Annotated in this window: 16 protein-coding genes; 9 read left to right on the top strand and 7 right to left on the bottom strand. The window is 32.2% G+C overall.

What is annotated here, in order from left to right; genetic code table 11:
* Nucleotides 1-207: 207 nt before the first annotated feature.
* On the bottom strand, nucleotides 208-774 hold the full coding sequence (locus tag T410_RS06265; RefSeq protein WP_035669584.1) for a DUF3109 family protein: 567 nt from the start codon (nucleotides 772-774) through the stop codon (nucleotides 208-210).
* Nucleotides 775-1,031: 257 nt separating this feature from the next.
* Here T410_RS06265 and T410_RS06260 point away from each other — a divergent pair, with 257 nt between their 5' ends.
* From T410_RS06260 to T410_RS06250, 3 genes are all read left to right on the top strand, one after another.
* A complete protein-coding gene (locus T410_RS06260; protein WP_035669581.1) occupies nucleotides 1,032-1,610 on the top strand; it encodes a MarC family protein in 579 nt (192 codons plus the stop codon).
* Between the two features lie 123 nt (nucleotides 1,611-1,733).
* Nucleotides 1,734-1,937 (top strand): hypothetical protein, encoded by a 204-nt coding sequence (locus tag T410_RS06255; RefSeq protein ID WP_035669579.1) that lies wholly within the window; start codon nucleotides 1,734-1,736, stop codon nucleotides 1,935-1,937.
* Nucleotide 1,938: 1 nt separating this feature from the next.
* Entirely contained in the window at nucleotides 1,939-2,544 is a 606-nt protein-coding gene (locus T410_RS06250) for an FAD-dependent oxidoreductase (RefSeq protein WP_035669577.1), read from the top strand.
* Nucleotides 2,545-2,564: 20 nt separating this feature from the next.
* Here the strand turns inward: T410_RS06250 and T410_RS06245 are convergent, their stop codons facing one another.
* Genes T410_RS06245 through T410_RS06235 form a run of 3 tightly spaced genes read right to left on the bottom strand, consistent with a single transcriptional unit; the run spans nucleotide 2,565 to nucleotide 5,172 of the window.
* Nucleotides 2,565-4,139: a S41 family peptidase gene (locus T410_RS06245; RefSeq protein ID WP_035669576.1), complete on the bottom strand. Its 1,575-nt coding sequence runs from the start codon at nucleotides 4,137-4,139 to the stop codon at nucleotides 2,565-2,567.
* Between the two features lies 1 nt (nucleotide 4,140).
* Nucleotides 4,141-4,572, bottom strand: a complete 432-nt coding sequence (locus tag T410_RS06240; RefSeq protein ID WP_035669575.1) for a dCMP deaminase family protein — start codon at nucleotides 4,570-4,572, stop codon at nucleotides 4,141-4,143.
* 6 nt (nucleotides 4,573-4,578) lie between these two features.
* Nucleotides 4,579-5,172, bottom strand: a complete 594-nt coding sequence (locus tag T410_RS06235; protein WP_035669573.1) for a HupE/UreJ family protein — start codon at nucleotides 5,170-5,172, stop codon at nucleotides 4,579-4,581.
* A gap of 189 nt (nucleotides 5,173-5,361) precedes the next feature.
* On the opposite strand from T410_RS06235, the gene T410_RS06230 reads away from it, so the two are divergent.
* The gene (locus T410_RS06230; RefSeq protein WP_035669570.1) at nucleotides 5,362-5,793 is read left to right on the top strand and encodes a TerB family tellurite resistance protein; all 432 of its coding nucleotides are present in this window, start codon (nucleotides 5,362-5,364) and stop codon (nucleotides 5,791-5,793) included.
* 46 nt (nucleotides 5,794-5,839) lie between these two features.
* Here T410_RS06230 and fbp read toward each other — a convergent pair whose 3' ends face one another.
* On the bottom strand, nucleotides 5,840-6,859 hold the full coding sequence (fbp, locus tag T410_RS06225; RefSeq protein ID WP_035669567.1) for a class 1 fructose-bisphosphatase: 1,020 nt from the start codon (nucleotides 6,857-6,859) through the stop codon (nucleotides 5,840-5,842).
* A gap of 170 nt (nucleotides 6,860-7,029) precedes the next feature.
* On the opposite strand from fbp, the gene T410_RS06220 reads away from it, so the two are divergent.
* The 5 genes from T410_RS06220 to T410_RS06200 all read left to right on the top strand — a co-directional run bounded on the left by T410_RS06220 (nucleotide 7,030) and on the right by T410_RS06200 (nucleotide 14,295).
* The gene (locus tag T410_RS06220; RefSeq protein ID WP_035669563.1) at nucleotides 7,030-7,506 is read left to right on the top strand and encodes a GNAT family N-acetyltransferase; all 477 of its coding nucleotides are present in this window, start codon (nucleotides 7,030-7,032) and stop codon (nucleotides 7,504-7,506) included.
* Between the two features lie 79 nt (nucleotides 7,507-7,585).
* Nucleotides 7,586-8,842: an aspartate kinase gene (locus T410_RS06215; protein WP_035669561.1), complete on the top strand. Its 1,257-nt coding sequence runs from the start codon at nucleotides 7,586-7,588 to the stop codon at nucleotides 8,840-8,842.
* Nucleotides 8,843-8,926: 84 nt separating this feature from the next.
* Nucleotides 8,927-12,358: a hypothetical protein gene (locus T410_RS06210; RefSeq protein WP_035669559.1), complete on the top strand. Its 3,432-nt coding sequence runs from the start codon at nucleotides 8,927-8,929 to the stop codon at nucleotides 12,356-12,358.
* Nucleotides 12,359-12,444: 86 nt separating this feature from the next.
* A complete protein-coding gene (locus T410_RS06205; RefSeq protein ID WP_035669557.1) occupies nucleotides 12,445-13,053 on the top strand; it encodes a hypothetical protein in 609 nt (202 codons plus the stop codon).
* A gap of 177 nt (nucleotides 13,054-13,230) precedes the next feature.
* Complete coding sequence (locus T410_RS06200) at nucleotides 13,231-14,295, top strand: glycosyltransferase (RefSeq protein ID WP_035669555.1); 1,065 nt, start codon at nucleotides 13,231-13,233, stop codon at nucleotides 14,293-14,295.
* A 100-nt stretch (nucleotides 14,296-14,395) separates the two neighbouring features.
* Here T410_RS06200 and phoU read toward each other — a convergent pair whose 3' ends face one another.
* Nucleotides 14,396-15,073, bottom strand: a complete 678-nt coding sequence (phoU, locus tag T410_RS06195) for a phosphate signaling complex protein PhoU (RefSeq protein WP_035669553.1) — start codon at nucleotides 15,071-15,073, stop codon at nucleotides 14,396-14,398.
* An 81-nt stretch (nucleotides 15,074-15,154) separates the two neighbouring features.
* Entirely contained in the window at nucleotides 15,155-15,913 is a 759-nt protein-coding gene (pstB, locus tag T410_RS06190) for a phosphate ABC transporter ATP-binding protein PstB (RefSeq protein WP_035669552.1), read from the bottom strand.
* Between the last annotated feature and the right edge of the window lie 8 nt (nucleotides 15,914-15,921).

The following is a 15,921-nucleotide window of genomic DNA, read 5'->3' as shown; positions in this document are numbered from 1 at the left end:
ACAAAGATTGTGAAATATTGCCGATATTAAAAGTCAAACTTATTCACAATCGGACCTAGTTTTTAACAAATAGAAAAAATAAGGATAATTTTATTTAAATTTTAAAAAACTGTATATCAGCTATTTAAAATTTATAAAATACCGTAAACCACCGTAAAATATAGGGTTTTAAAAATAGAAAACAAGAAGTTTTTATTCTATTTTGAATTATTTTTTTAGTTCTTGTGCGACTATTTCAAGCTCCGCATACCAGTCCTCACCAAACTTTCTAACCAAAGCTTCTTTGACAAATTTATATACTGGCACTTCAAGTTCTTGGCCTAAAGAACAGGCTGGATCGCAAATGTCCCATTTGTCATAATTAACCGCAGCAAATTCAGTAAAATCTTTCACTCGAATAGGATACAAATGACAAGAAACTGGTTTTTTCCAGTCAATTATACCTTGGTTGTACGCTTGTTCGATTCCACAAAGCGCAGTTTTGCCGTCAAAAATTACATAAGCACAATCTTTATTGTCAATCAGCGGTGTTTCTAAGTCGCCATCAGTTCCTTTTACCCAAGTTCCTTGAGCTTCGATAGCGGCAATTCCTTGTTTACGAAGAAACGGTTTTACCTTAGGATAGATTTCTTCCAATATCTTAGTTTCCTCTTCGCTTAATGGAGCTCCGGCATCACCATCTACGCAACAAGCCCCTTTACAAGCTGACAAATTGCAAACAAAATCTTTTTCTAGTATGTCTTCTGAGACGATGGTTTTTCCTAATTGAAACATTATTTTGGGGTACTGAGATTATAAAGCGCAAAGGTAGTTAAAGTAATTTGTAATTTTTTAGATAAAAACCAACTTTAACTTTCAAACCAAACAAACCGTTATATTGACAACAACAAGCTAAAAGTGAATACAATAGAAATAAAAAAGACAAAATATTAGTTTTTTTATAATCGAAAAAAGTGTCGAAAAAAAATCTTAATACAGTGCTCTTTTAAACAATAATATAACAAAAAGTTTAACTTTGTAAATAAAAAGCTATGATAGGATTTGACATCAGAGAAATTGTTACCGTAAGTATGGTGCTTTTTGCAGTAATTGACATCATAGGTACTATTCCAATTATCATCGATTTAAGAGCAAAATTTGGTCATATTGAATCCGAAAAAGCATCTTTGGCTTCAGGAGCAATTATGATTGTCTTTCTTTTTATAGGGGAAGAATTTTTAAATCTGATTGGCATTGATGTTCACTCCTTTGCGGTAGCAGGATCCTTTGTCTTGTTTTTTCTGGCACTAGAAATGATTTTAGGCATCCGATTGTATCGAGATGAAGCAGCCAGCTCAGCTTCAATAGTCCCAATAGCCTTCCCACTTGTTGCCGGAGCAGGAACCATGACCACTTTATTATCATTAAAAGCTGAATTTCAAACTGTCAATATTATCGTTGCTATTATTTTAAATATTACTTTAGTTTACATTGTTTTGAAATCCTCTGCAAGAATTGAAAGACTTTTAGGAGAAAATGGCCTTGGAGTGATCAGAAAGACATTTGGAGTTGTACTTCTGGCTATAGCTGTTAAATTATTCGCTGCTAATGTTAAAGGTTTGTTTGTCTAAAATAAATTTTCATAAATTTACCCCATAACGCAATAATATAAAATAATTTGATTTTATTTGGGACTTGATTTCTAAAATCAATAGTTCTAAACGTAATTTTTTATATTAAAAACAAAACATATCATGAAAATCTTTACTAACATACTGGTGTTTTTAGCAATCGCTTTAATCATATTTAATGTTACCTTGCTTGATTTCAGAAATCCGTTTAAAGGAGACAGTGTTGTCGCTTTTATTGGGATTGCAGCCTCTTTTTGTGCTGTTTTGATTCTTCTTATCTTTAGAATGTCAAAAAAAATAGAAGAAAAATCAAACGATAAGTTCTAACATGCTTGATGTTCTAATTATTGGCGGTGGCGTTTCCGGAATGTCATGTGCACTTGTATTGGGTTCTGCAAAAAACAAACCCTTTGCCATTGATAAAAAAATTGGTGTTTTCACCCATCAAAAAGCATCGGCACTTCAAGACGCATTGTTTAATAATGCTTACGGAATAATTCCAGGCAAATTAGGTTCCGAATTATTAACGGAAAGCATTCAACATCTTTCAGAAACCTATCCACACATTACACAAATTCCGAATGAAAAAGTGCTGAAAATTGAAGGCATTTTTCCTGAATTTACCGTGACTACAAACAAGGGCTCTTACAAAACTAAAATAATCGTCATAGGCATTGGGTCTGCAAACACTTTTGCAATAGATGGATTAATGCATTATGTAGAGCCACACCAAAAAGCACTTCCTGAGAAACAACGAATCCAACTCAAAAATAGCGACCACAAAGTTACTGACGGGATTTATGTCATAGGAACTTTAGCGGGCTGGAGAAGCCAACTGGCCATTGCTGCCGGAAGTGGTGCAGCCGTTGCAACTGACATCCTAACTTTATGGAATGGTGGGACACAAACACATTGCCACGATAGTATTAGGTAATTAGAGTTTTAAATTTGTTTCTACTTCTGATTTAAAACCGCTTTAATCATCGCATCTTCTTTCAAAGCAATTTCATAATAAAATTTTTCACCATACAATTGTCTTGCAAATTCTGCGGCAAGGTATCGTTTTGCTAATGATTTGCTTTTTCCAAATTTAAGATCCAATCCGTTATCAAAAATATACTTTTGGAAAGCATTGAAGTATAGGTCTGTTTCGTCCATTTTAGCTGTGAATTGTTGAAAAGTCAATCCGTTAAATACACTTCTATTTTTATCTAATTGTTCAAATACAAAATGTCCAACAACACCCGATTGTAATAAATAAGCAGTAGTTTCATTTCCATGTTCTACTTCAAGCGGCACAAAAACATCCGGTACAATTCCGCCGCCGCCGTAAACAATTTTACCTTTTTTGGTTTTAAATTTTAAAGATTCCGAAACTTTTATACTGTCTTTTTCATACAACTCCCCGTTTACAAAACGCGTGTCTGATTCTTTGAAATAAGCATCATTCCCTTTCGAATATGGCTTTTGGATCGAGCGACCCGTTGGCGTATAATACCTTGCAATTGTTAACCGAACGGCTGAACCATCTTCAAAATCCATTTCACGTTGGACTAATCCTTTCCCAAAAGAACGGCGACCCACAATAGTTCCTCTGTCATTATCTTGAATAGCTCCCGCCAGAATTTCACTTGCAGATGCACTATTTTCATTAATTAACACAAACACATTTCCGCTTTCAAAACTCCCTCTTTCAGTTGCAAAAGTTTTATCTATATTCCCTTTTTTATTTTTGGTGAAAACAATTAATTGTTTGTCTTTTAGTAATTCATCGGCAATTGCAATTGCTTCTTCCATATAACCGCCACCATTATCCCGAAGATCTATAATTAATGATTTAGCACCTTGCTTTTTCAAGGCATCTAAACCTGTTTTAAACTCTCCATAAGTAGTTTCGGCAAATCGATTTATTTTTATATAACCGGTATTATTTTTTAAAAGCATGGAAATATCAACGCTTTTCAAAGGAATAACATCCCGTTTTACTTTTAATTTAATTTTTTTTCGTTCTGATTTTCTGTAAAGCGTAAGTTCAATCTCGGAACCTACAGACCCTTTTAATTTAGAAAACAAACTGTCATTTGGCAATTTCCGGCCAAACAATTTGGTTTTGTCAGCATATAAAATTCGGTCACCAGCTTTTATCCCAGCTTTTGCCGAAGGGCCATTTTCAACTGGTTTTATTATCGCCACAGAATCGTTGTACATATAGAAATTGACACCTATACCCACAAAATCTCCTTTCATGCTTTCAACTACTTCTGCTTGCTCACTTGGTGGAATGTAAACAGAATGAGGATCCAATTTTGCCAAAATATTATCAACAGTCAGACTTACAATAGAATCTGTATTAATATTATCAACATATTCATCATCAATAAAATCAATTAATTTATTAAGTTTATTCTTTGAACTATTTTTAGCAAAAAATTGGCTTTGATTTGGAGCATTCAACAACCCGCCCAGAACAACTCCCAGACCAAGAGCTACACTGATAAATATAGGCAAGTATTTATTATCGATTTTCATTTTATTCTTCTAATACTGGAATATGTTCTACTTCAACTCCTGCTTTTATCAAAAACTGAATTCCGGAATCATCGCGATATCCATTGTGGTACACCACTCTTTTTATCCCGGATTGATGAATTAATTTACTGCATTCTTTACAAGGCGAAAGTGTTATATATAAAGTAGCTCCTTCACAAGACTGTGTGGATCGAGCTACTTTTAGAATAGCATTTGCTTCAGCATGCAACACATCCCAACGTGTTAACCCTTCTTCATCTTCACAGCAGTTTTCAAATCCTGAAGGTGTACCATTATACCCGTCAGAAATAATCATACGGTCTCTTACAATAATTGCACCCACTTGTTTTCTTTTACAATAAGACAAAAGTCCCCATTCAGTGGCGATTCTAAGATATGCTTTATCGTATTTATTTAATTTTTTTGATTCCATTATTTTTTATCTAATCCAGATTTCATTTTCAATAATCATTGGCAAAACTACTCCTATTATAAATGCTGACATCACTAAAGTCCAATCACGTTTAGAAAATCTAAAAACAGATTGAACAATATAAGATAATACCAACACTACAAAAACAACAATAATTTGAGCCGCTTCTATTCCTAATGCAAATTCGCCCAAAGGCAATAATTTAGAGGTTGCACTTCCGCCCAAAATGGATTTAAAATAGTTTGAAAAACCCAAACCATGAATAATTCCAAAGAAAAGTGTTATAAAAAAAACTAAATTTATACTTTCTTTTTTACTGGATTTACCAGCCGTAAAAAGATTAAACAGCGCCGTTATCAATATTGTTATTGGTATTAACAACTCCACAACATTTACTTTTATTGCAATTATTCCAAAAACAGAAAGTACTAAAGCCACAGTATGTCCAATTGTAAATAGCGTTATCAAGAGAACTATCCGCTGCCAATCCTTGAAAGAGAAAGGAACGGCTAATGCTATTAAAAACAAAACATGGTCATATGCATGAATATCTAAAACATGCTTTAATCCTATTTGAAAGTAAATCCAAAAATCTGACATAGGCTATTTATTAAATTGATATGGGGTTGTAAACTTACGATTAATTTTGAAAATGAATGTTTTGAAAATATAAATCATTCTTTAAACAAGGATTTAAAATACTTTGATTAACAAATCAAAATTTTAAATAAAATTAAAATCAATAATTTAAAAATAGATTTATCTTTGTAAGATAAAAAATTAATAATTATGTCATTTTCAGATTTATTTGATAGCGAATTCAAACAAAGAAATAAAGGTCATTTTTCAGCCATAGTTCGTGTCGCGCTTGCCGATGAAAAGTTTGCTCCAGAAGAAAAATTATTTTTAGACAAACTGGCCGTTAGACTAGAAATTTCTCCAGAAGAATATGCGGAAATTTTAGAAAACCCATTAAAATATCCTATTAATGCTCCTTATTTGCACGAGCAAAGATTAGAACGTTTGTTTGATCTAGCCAGAATGGTTCATGTGGATCATCATTTAGGAGACAAACAAGAATTATTGTTAAGAAAAATTGGAGTAGCATTAGGTTTTAATTCCGATAACGTGAATTATATTATTTCGAAAGCATTATCACTAGTAGATAAAAAAGTAGATTTAGACACTTTCCTTTTCGAAATGCAAAACATGCATAAATAAAATCATAAAAAGCTCCCAAATCGGGAGCTTTTTTTATAGTTATTTTTTAGTACTTGCTCAATTTTGCTTTGTACATGAAATCTTCTGCTTTCTCAACCATATTATAACTACCGCAGAAAAAAGGAACGCGTTGGTGTAATTCAGTAGGCTCAATTTCCATTATACGTCCAAAACCATCAGAGGCCTTACCTCCTGCTTGTTCTACAATAAATGCCATTGGATTACATTCATATAACAGGCGTAATTTTCCTTTTGGCGCTTTGGAACTAGTTGGGTAAATATAAATTCCGCCTTTTATCATATTTCTATGAATATCAGAAACTAAACTCCCTATATAGCGTGAAGTATAAGGTCTGTCTTCCTCTTCAAGCTGGCAATATTTAATATAGTCTTTAACTCCTTGCGGAAAATGAACATAGTTTCCTTCATTGATGGAATAAATATTTCCATCCTTAGAAAACTGCATATTGGGATGCGATAAATAAAAAGTTCCTATTGCAGGATTTAAAGTAAACCCATTTACACCATGACCTGTAGTATAAACCAGCATTGTTGACGTTCCATAAATTACATAACCTGCCGCAACCTGATTCGTTCCTGACTGTAAAAAATCCTCAATTGTAACCGGAGTACCTATTGGAGTTACACGTCTATACACAGAGAATATTGTCCCTACGGAAACATTCACATCAATATTTGAAGATCCATCTAGCGGATCCATCAAAACCACATATTTATTGTTGTGGCTTTTGTCACTACCTTCCACTGTAATAAAGTCATCATTTTCTTCTGAAGCGATACCGCATACAATTTCACGGTTGATTAAAGTTTGAATAAAAATGTCATTGGCATATACATCTAGTTTTTGTTGGTCTTCTCCCTGTATATTTTGCTCTCCTGCGGCTCCAATTATGTCTACTAGTCCCGCTTTGTTTACTTTGTAGTTCACTACTTTTGCAGCCAACCGAATTGAGTTAATAATCCGGGATAATTCACCTGACGAATATTGAAAAGCATTTTGGTTTTCGATGATAAATTCACCTAAAGTTCTGTTGAGTTTTTCCATTACGAAATCGTTGTAGTTAATTTGAAGTCACAAATATCGCTCTTTTTGTGAAAATGATTTGAATAATATTTACTTAGTTTAGCTCTATTGTATATTTGCTTATAAAATAGTTGAATAATGAATGAAAAATGCTTTATTTTGAGCAATTCAATCATTTAAAATAAGAATATATGAATATTAGAAAAGGAAATCACGAAGACATGGAAGCGGTTTTAGGACTAATTCAAGAATTGGCAGACTTTGAAAAAGAACCTGATGCAGTTCTTATCACTGTTGATGATTTAGTTCGCGATGGTTTTGGCACAACTCCTTTATTTCATGTTTTTGTAGCCGAGGTGGAATCGGAAATTGTGGGTATCGCTTTGTATTATTATCGCTATTCTACCTGGAAAGGAAAAATAATTCATCTGGAGGATTTAGTGGTAAAAGATAAAATGCGCGGAACCGGACTAGGCTATGCCTTATATTCTGAAATCATCAAACAAGGTAAAAGAGATAATGTCCGAAGAATTGACTGGCATGTCCTTGACTGGAATACTCCAGCAGTTGATTTTTATGAAAAATCAGGAGCAAAAGTATTAAGAGATTGGGATGTTGTTCAAATGGATGAAGCAGGAATTGACGCGTTCTTAGAAAAAAATAAATAACAATAAATAACAATAAATAATAATTTCAAATTTCAAATATTTAAACTGAAATCTGAAAAACTGAAATCTGAATTTTAAAATGAGAGTATTCAAATTTGGTGGTGCTTCTGTAAAAGATGCTGCAGGAATAAAAAACGTATATGACGTTTTGCAAAAAGCAGGTTATGAGGATGTATTATTAGTTGTTTCTGCAATGGGAAAAACTACTAACGCACTTGAAACCGTTATAAAAAATTATTTTGACAAATCGGCTGAATTAAATTCATCCGTTCAAGAAGTAAAAAAATACCACAATCAAATTCTTATGGATTTGTTTGAAGAAGAAAAGCACGAAGTGTTTACTGCGGTAAATAATCAATTTTCTGAATTAGAATATTTTTTAGCGCATAATAAATCGCCAAATTATAATTTCGTTTACGATCAAATTGTAAGTTATGGCGAATTGATATCTACCACTATTCTGAGCCATTTTATGAGCTTTATGGGAATAAAAACACAATGGTTAGATGTGCGAAATTATATAAAAACAGATGCTACTTATAGAGATGCAGAAGTTGACTGGGAATTAACACAGAAGAATATTGCCAAAAATGTAAAAAGAAAAATATTAAACATTACTCAAGGATTTTTAGGTTCTGACGAAAATAACTTCACCACTACTTTAGGTCGTGAAGGTTCTGATTATACTGCTGCAATTTTTGCTTATTGCCTAAATGCCGAAAGTGTAACCATCTGGAAAGATGTTCCAGGTGTCATGAATGCTGACCCAAGGTATTTCGAAAATGCAAGTTTACTTAACCAAATTTCCTACCGTGAAGCGATTGAATTAGCTTTTTATGGCGCTACAGTTATACACCCAAAAACATTACAGCCTTTGCAAAAAAAGGAGATTCCTTTATTTGTAAAATCGTTTATTAATCCTTTACTACCGGGAACTCGTGTTGCAAAAGGAGCCGATTTAGAACCGTATTTGCCTTGTTTTATTGTCAAAAGAAACCAACTCTTGATTTCGCTTTCGTCAATAGATTTCTCTTTTATAATGGAAGAAAACATTAGTGAAATTTTTGCTTTGTTTCACCAATTTAAAATAAAAGTAAATTTAATTCAAAATTCAGCAATTAGTTTTTCTGTTTGCGTTGAGGATAAATTTGAAAATTTCAAAGATTTGAACGCCATTCTTTCGAAAAAATTCAAAGTGGAATTTGATGAAAATGTCACCTTATATACCATTCGACATTTCAATGATAAAGCAGCAGCAACAGTTGAGGAAAACAAAACCGTATTATTGAAACAAGTGAGCCGTGAGACCATGCAGGTAGTAACCAAAGAAAATTAGAAAATCTTTTCATCCTAAAGACCTGACTTGTACTTATTGTTTTACAGAATACACTACTTTTGATGCATAGACGTTATACTATCTATGTTGAAAAAAGTAGTGTTTTTGTTTTTAATAATGTTTTTTTCCGGACTACAAGCCCAGGAAATCAAATCGTTATATCAAATAAAAAAAATCGCTGCTACTCGTGACACTATCCATATTGAAAATGAAAATATCAATTCTAGTTTCTTCAAAGTGCTTGACGCCAATGAGAATACTATTGACACCACTTTTTATAAAGTAAATTTTCAAAGAGCCTTCTTGATTTTTAAAAATAATTTCACTCAACCAACTGATTCCATAACGATTCAATATCTGAAATTCCCTGAAATTCTAACCAAAGAATATCATATTTATGATTCAAGCCGCATAGTAAGCAATGAAGCAACTTCTGGAAATTTATATAAAATTGAAACCGATCCAGTCAAAAAAAATATCCCTTTTGACGGATTAAACACTTCTGGAAGTATTACGCGTGGAGTTACTGTTGGCAACAATCAAAACACGGTTTTAAATTCAAATCTGGATCTACAAATTACAGGCAAGTTATCTGATAAAGTCAGCCTTAGGGCTTCCTTACAAGACAGCAATATTCCGTTGCAAGACGGAGGTTATTCTCAAAAGTTAGATCAATTTGATAATATTTTTATGGAACTTTATAGTGACAAATGGAATATTAGAGCCGGCGATGTCTTTCTTGAAAACAAAAAAACACAGTTTCTCAACTTCAATAAAAAGGTTCAGGGACTTGCCACTAATTTCGATTTTGGAACTGAAGACAGTAAAACCAATATTTTTGCATCGGTAGCTTTAGTGAAAGGACAATATGCCAAAAGTAATTTTGTTGGTCAGGAAGGCAATCAGGGACCCTATAAATTAAAAGGCCAAAATGGTGAATTGTATGTTCTTGTGATTTCAGGTTCGGAACGGGTTTATGTGAACGGAGTTTTATTGAAACGAGGAGAAAATAATGATTACACCATAGATTATAATGCTGGAGAAATTGTATTTACACCGCTATTCACCATTACTTCGGAAATGCGAATCGCTATAGAATACCAATATTCAGACAGAAATTACTCTCGATTTGTAGCCTATGCCGGAGCTTCACACGAGAATGAAAAATGGAGTTTTGGTGGGTATTTGTACTCCGAAAGCGATTTGAAAAATCAGCCTTTACAACAAAATCTTTCTCAAGAACAAGCCCAGATTTTAGTGAATGCCGGAGATAATCCAGATTTGATGACAGCGCCTTCCGCTTATGCAGATTCCTATTCGGATAACAAAGTGTTGTACCGAAAAACAACATTTAATTCGGCAGAAATTTTCGAATATTCGAACAATTCAGATGACGAACTTTTCAATGTTCGTTTTAGTTTAGTGGGAACAAATAAAGGAAATTACATCTTGAAAAACACATCGGCTAATGGTCGAATTTATGAGTTTCTCCAGCCAATTAATGCTGTTCCACAAGGAAATTATGAGCCAGTTATACCATTAGTTGCTCCAACAAAAATTCAAGTGGCAACATTTTTAGGAAAATATAAACCCACCGAAAAAACAGCTTTTGATTATGAAATAGGAATTAGCAACAATGACAAAAATCTTTTCTCCACAACAGACGATGCTGATAACCGTGGATTAGCCGCCAAAATAAATGCTAAACAACGCTTATTTTCAAAAAAATGGAATATTGATGCTTTTGCCAGTTATCAATTTATCCAGAAAAATTTTAAATCTGTGGAACGTCTTTATAACATTGAATTTGACCGAGATTGGAATTTAAACACGACAGCAATAGGAAATCAAAGTTTATTAATTTCTGGCCTTCATTTCGAATTAAATCCAAAAGAAAATCCTCAAAACAAAGCACTATTCAACTATCAATTTGAAAAATTGGATTTTTCAGAAAGCATTTCGGGAAACCGGCATAGAATTGATGGAGCACTTATATTGAAAAATTGGTCGATTCAAAATCACGGCAGTTTCTTAAAAAGCAATGGAATTGAATCGGCTTCTAAATTTTATAGAAACCAAACTCAAGCTAGATTTCATTTTAATAAAAACTGGATTGGGACACACCTTCGATTAGAAGATAATCAGGAGAAATTTAAAAGCACCAATCAATTTTCGGCTTTAAGCCAAAGATTCACTGAATATGGCTTTTTTACAGGACGAGGAGACAGCACCAGAGTTTTTGTTGAATTAGGTTATCTTAAAAGAGCAAACGACAGTTTACAAAATGGATTCGTTCGGCATGTAAATACCTCACAAACCTATTACTTAAAATCAAAACTAATCCAAACAAAGAAAAGTGACTTAACCGCTTATGTGAATTATAGAGTGCTTGATTTTGCTGATGTGACAAAGAAAAAAGAATCCTCAATGAATTCCAGAATAATGTATTCCGATCGTTTTTTCAATCAATTAATTCAAAGTACAACTGTTTATGAAACTAATTCTGGGAGTATTTCTCAACAGGAATTCACCTATCTTGAAGTTCCGGCTGGCCAAGGAATTTATACATGGAATGACTATAATAATAATCGAATTCAGGAATTACAAGAATTTGAAATCGCACCATTTATCGACCAGGCAAAATACATTCGGATATTCTTACCGAACCGAATTTACATAAAAACACACCAAAATAAGTTCTCTCAATCAGTAACCATAAATCCAAATCAATGGCAAAACCAACTTGGATTAAAAAAATTACTGTCCTATTTTTATAATCAGACTTCATTTATAATGGATCGAAAAATAAAAAATGAAGGCGACAATTTTGAATTAAATCCTTTTAGCACGTCTAAAGAAAATGTGCTGGGATTAAATTCCAGTTTAAGGAATAGTTTGTTTTATAATCGAGGAAAACAAAAACATTCTGTAACCTACACTTATTTACAAAATAAAACAAAAAATTTATTGTCTATAGGATCACAAGAAGCAAAAAACAGTTCACATCAACTACAATATACCAACTTATACAGGAAAAGTTGGTTATTCAATTTTTTTGCAAAAACAATCCAAACCGCTATTGAATCTGAAAATTTTACTGAAAAAAATTATAATATTAACGGATACCAATTGGCTCCAAAAATCAGTTATTTATTCTCCAAAAATACTAGCTGGGATTTATTTTATGAATTACAAAACAAAGAAAATCAGATTGGGATTTTCGAGAAATTGACACAAAATCGTTTTGGAACTTCATTTTCTTACTCAAGTGATAAAAAATTGACACTAAATGGAGAAGTTTCATTTTATCAGAATAAATTCACCGGAAATGAATTTTCTTCGGTTGGATTCCAAATGTTAGAAGGACTACAAACGGGGCAAAATATGACTTGGAGATTATTGTTGCAAAAAAATCTGACACAATTTTTAGATATAAACTTAAATTATCAAGGAAGAAAAAGCGAATCAAGCAAGACCATACATACAGGAAACATACAATTAAGAGCTTATTTTTAAGGATTTAGCTCAATTATTAGAAATAAAATCACTAAATTTATTATAAAATTATCTCATAATAATCCAAACTTTAAATTAACATCATCATGAAAAAATTAGTGTTATTCTGTTTAGTATTTATTCTATCTGGAACCTTTTATGCGCAAGAAACTGCAGCTGAAAAGAAAATTGCAAAAGCAAAAACAAAAACCGAAAAAGGTGTAAAAGCAACAAATGAAGCCAAAGAAAAAATGGCTAAAGCTAAAGCAACTAAAACCGAAACAGATGCAAAAGACAAAGCAGCCAAAGTAAAAAACGATGCAAAAGACAAAGCAGCAAAAACTGAAACAGAAGCTAAAAATAAAGCTACTAAATTAAAAAGTGATGCTAAAGACAAAGCGGTCAAAACTGAAACAGAAGCTAAAAACAAAGCCACTAAAGTAAAAAGTGAAGCTAAAGCAACTAAAACAGAGAAAGACATTAAAAACAAAATTACAGAGACCGATAAAAAAATAGAAAAGGCTAAGAAAGAAACTTCATCAGCAAAAATGGCAACCAAAAAAGCTGCTTCAAAAGTTAAAGAAACTAATGAAAAAGCACCTAAAGTAGCTGATAAAATTACCGGAGAATACAACGGTAAAAAAGTGTATACAGGTCCTAGAGGAGGGAAATATTATATCAATAAAAACGGAAACAAAACCTATATTGAAGAGTAATATTTTCCATTTAATACAAAAACAAGAGGCTGTTCTTTTTTGAACAGCCTCTTTCTATTTAATAAATAGTAAAGTATATTTACCATAATAAATTAATAGTTTGGTAATATGCTCGAAATATAAAAACCCACTTCATTGAGTAACTTTCAAATTTAAATAACGAACGTATATCGCCAAATGGATTTGAATACTAACAATAAAACTATTTTGATTGCGCCTTTAAATTGGGGGTTGGGACATGCTACGCGTTGCATCCCTATCATTAAGGCACTACAAGACAATAATTACATTCCAATAATAGCTTCTGATGGGATTGCACTAGAATTATTACGAAAAGAATTTCCATATCTAAAAACTTTGGAATTGCCTTCATACGAAATAGAATATTCTAAAAACGGCAAAAATTTCAAATGGAAATTATTACAAAATTGTCCAAAAATGATTGAAGCAATTTGGGCTGAAAAAAAATTAGTGAAAAAGTGGGTTAAGAAATATTCCATTGATGGCGTACTATCTGATAATAGGCTTGGCGTATTTAGTAAAAAAGTACCATCCGTGTTTATTACACATCAATTAAATGTGATGACAGGCAATACCACTTGGATTACCAGTATGCTGCATCAGCATATTATAAAAAAATATGCAGAATGCTGGATTCCGGATTTGGAAGGAACTTCAAATTTGACAGGTAAACTAGGACATATAAAAAAGGCTGATTTTGTCACAAAATATATTGGTCCACTGAGCCGATTACATAAACGCGAAACTGCAAAAAAATATGATTTGATGGTTATTTTATCGGGACCAGAACCACAACGGGGTATGTTGGAAGAAAAATTAAAGACTGAAGTATGTAAATATAATGGGAATGTAGTTTTTATAAAAGGAATTGTAGAAAAAGACCAAATTAAGGAACAAATTGACCATGTTACCTATTATAATTTCATGAATACGAGACAACTTGAACAAACTTTTAACGAAAGTGATACCGTATTATGCAGATCAGGATATACAACCGTTATGGATTTAGCTAAACTCAATAAAAAAGCTTTTTTCATTCCTACTCCGGGTCAATATGAACAGGAATATTTAGCAAAAAAACTAAAAAAAGAAGGGTTAGTTCCTTATGCTGACCAAAATGATTTTAAAATAGAAAACCTCGAAGAGATTAAGCTATACAAAGGACTGCCACAATTAGATACCGCATTAAACTGGAAAACATTGTTTCAGATTTTTGAATAGCGTCTTAAAAATCTAAAAACACCCTAATTATATACTTTCAAATTATATAATTAGGGTGTTTATGTAAAATCTATAACTTAATTAGATTCTCAGCGTCAGATTAATCCTCTGATTTTTTCTCACCAAATTTTTCGTGTTTGATTATTTTGGCATTAATCATAAAATAAACATACTCCGCAATATTAGTACAATGTTCAGAAATACGTTCTAAATGTTTTAAAACAATCACAAGATTTGTTCCTGACACTACCGTCTTAGAATTTGACTTCATTTCATTGATTATATCATGTATTGCGTCATCACATTCATTTTTTATGGTATTGTTCAAAACGAAAATCTCCCCAATCGTACTTTCATTACGAGTCAAGAAACATTCATTCGTTTTTACAGTAATAACCTCAACATGTCTGGATACATCGGCAATATTAAATTTAACAATTAAATCATGTTTGTCTTTAATATTCTTAGATTTTTTTATAATGCTTATCGCCAAATCTCCTATTCTTTCAATCTCATTACTAATTTGCATAGCAGACATAATAAAACGCAAATCAGAAGCGACTGGCTGTTGCAAAGCAAAAATGCTTTGGCAAATTTCATCAATTTTTATATCTAATTTATCAATCTTATCTTCTGTCTTTTTTACTTCTTTAGCTTCAACAAAAGGTCCTGAAAGCAAAGCGTTCATTGATTCTCCTACTTGACTCTCAGCTAAAACACCTATTTTTTGGATAATATTTTTAAGTTTTTCTAATTCTATTTCAAAGTGTGATGCCATATTTTTATGTTTAAAATTAAAGATTTATAAAATTCACAAAACTAAAACTAGACTAAATGCCTACTTTTATTTTTTTTGATTTTAACCAAATCTTCCTGTGATATAATCTTCCGTTTGTTTTTGCTCTGGTTTAGTAAATATAGCATTAGTTTTACCAATTTCGATCAATTCACCCATGTAAAAGAACGCGGTATAATCACTCGTTCTTGCTGCTTGCTGCATATTATGGGTTACAATAATTATAGTGTACTGTTCTTTCAATTCATGAACTAACTCTTCTATTTTTGACGTAGATATTGGATCTAATGCACTTGCAGGCTCATCCATAAGAATAATGTCTGGACTTACTGCCAAAGTTCTTGCAATACAAAGTCGTTGTTGTTGCCCTCCTGAAAGCCCTAATGCGGAATCCCCCAATCTATCTTTCACTTCTTCCCAAATAGCAGCTTGTCTTAATGAAGTTTCTACGATTTCGTCCAATTGAGTTTTATCTTTTATCCCATTAATTTTTGGACCATAAGCAATATTCTCATAAATAGATTTTGGAAATGGGTTTGATTTTTGAAAAACCATTCCAATTTTTTTTCTGATATTAACAACATCAACATCTTTATTATAAATATCAACGCCTTCAACAAGCATATTTCCTGTTATTGTAACATCTGGAATAAGGTCATTCATTCTATTGATACATCTAAGAAAAGTAGACTTACCACAACCAGAAGGACCGATTAAAGCCGTTACTTTATTAGCTGGAATTTGCATTGAAATCTCCTTTAACGCTTTTTTTTCTCCATAGTACAATGACAAATCATTTACTTGTATTTTTATGTCTTTCATGTCTTTTT

Source organism: Flavobacterium sp. 83 (assembly GCF_000744835.1).
In the GTDB taxonomy this organism is placed as follows: domain Bacteria; phylum Bacteroidota; class Bacteroidia; order Flavobacteriales; family Flavobacteriaceae; genus Flavobacterium.
This window is presented reverse-complemented; position numbering and strand designations above follow the sequence as displayed.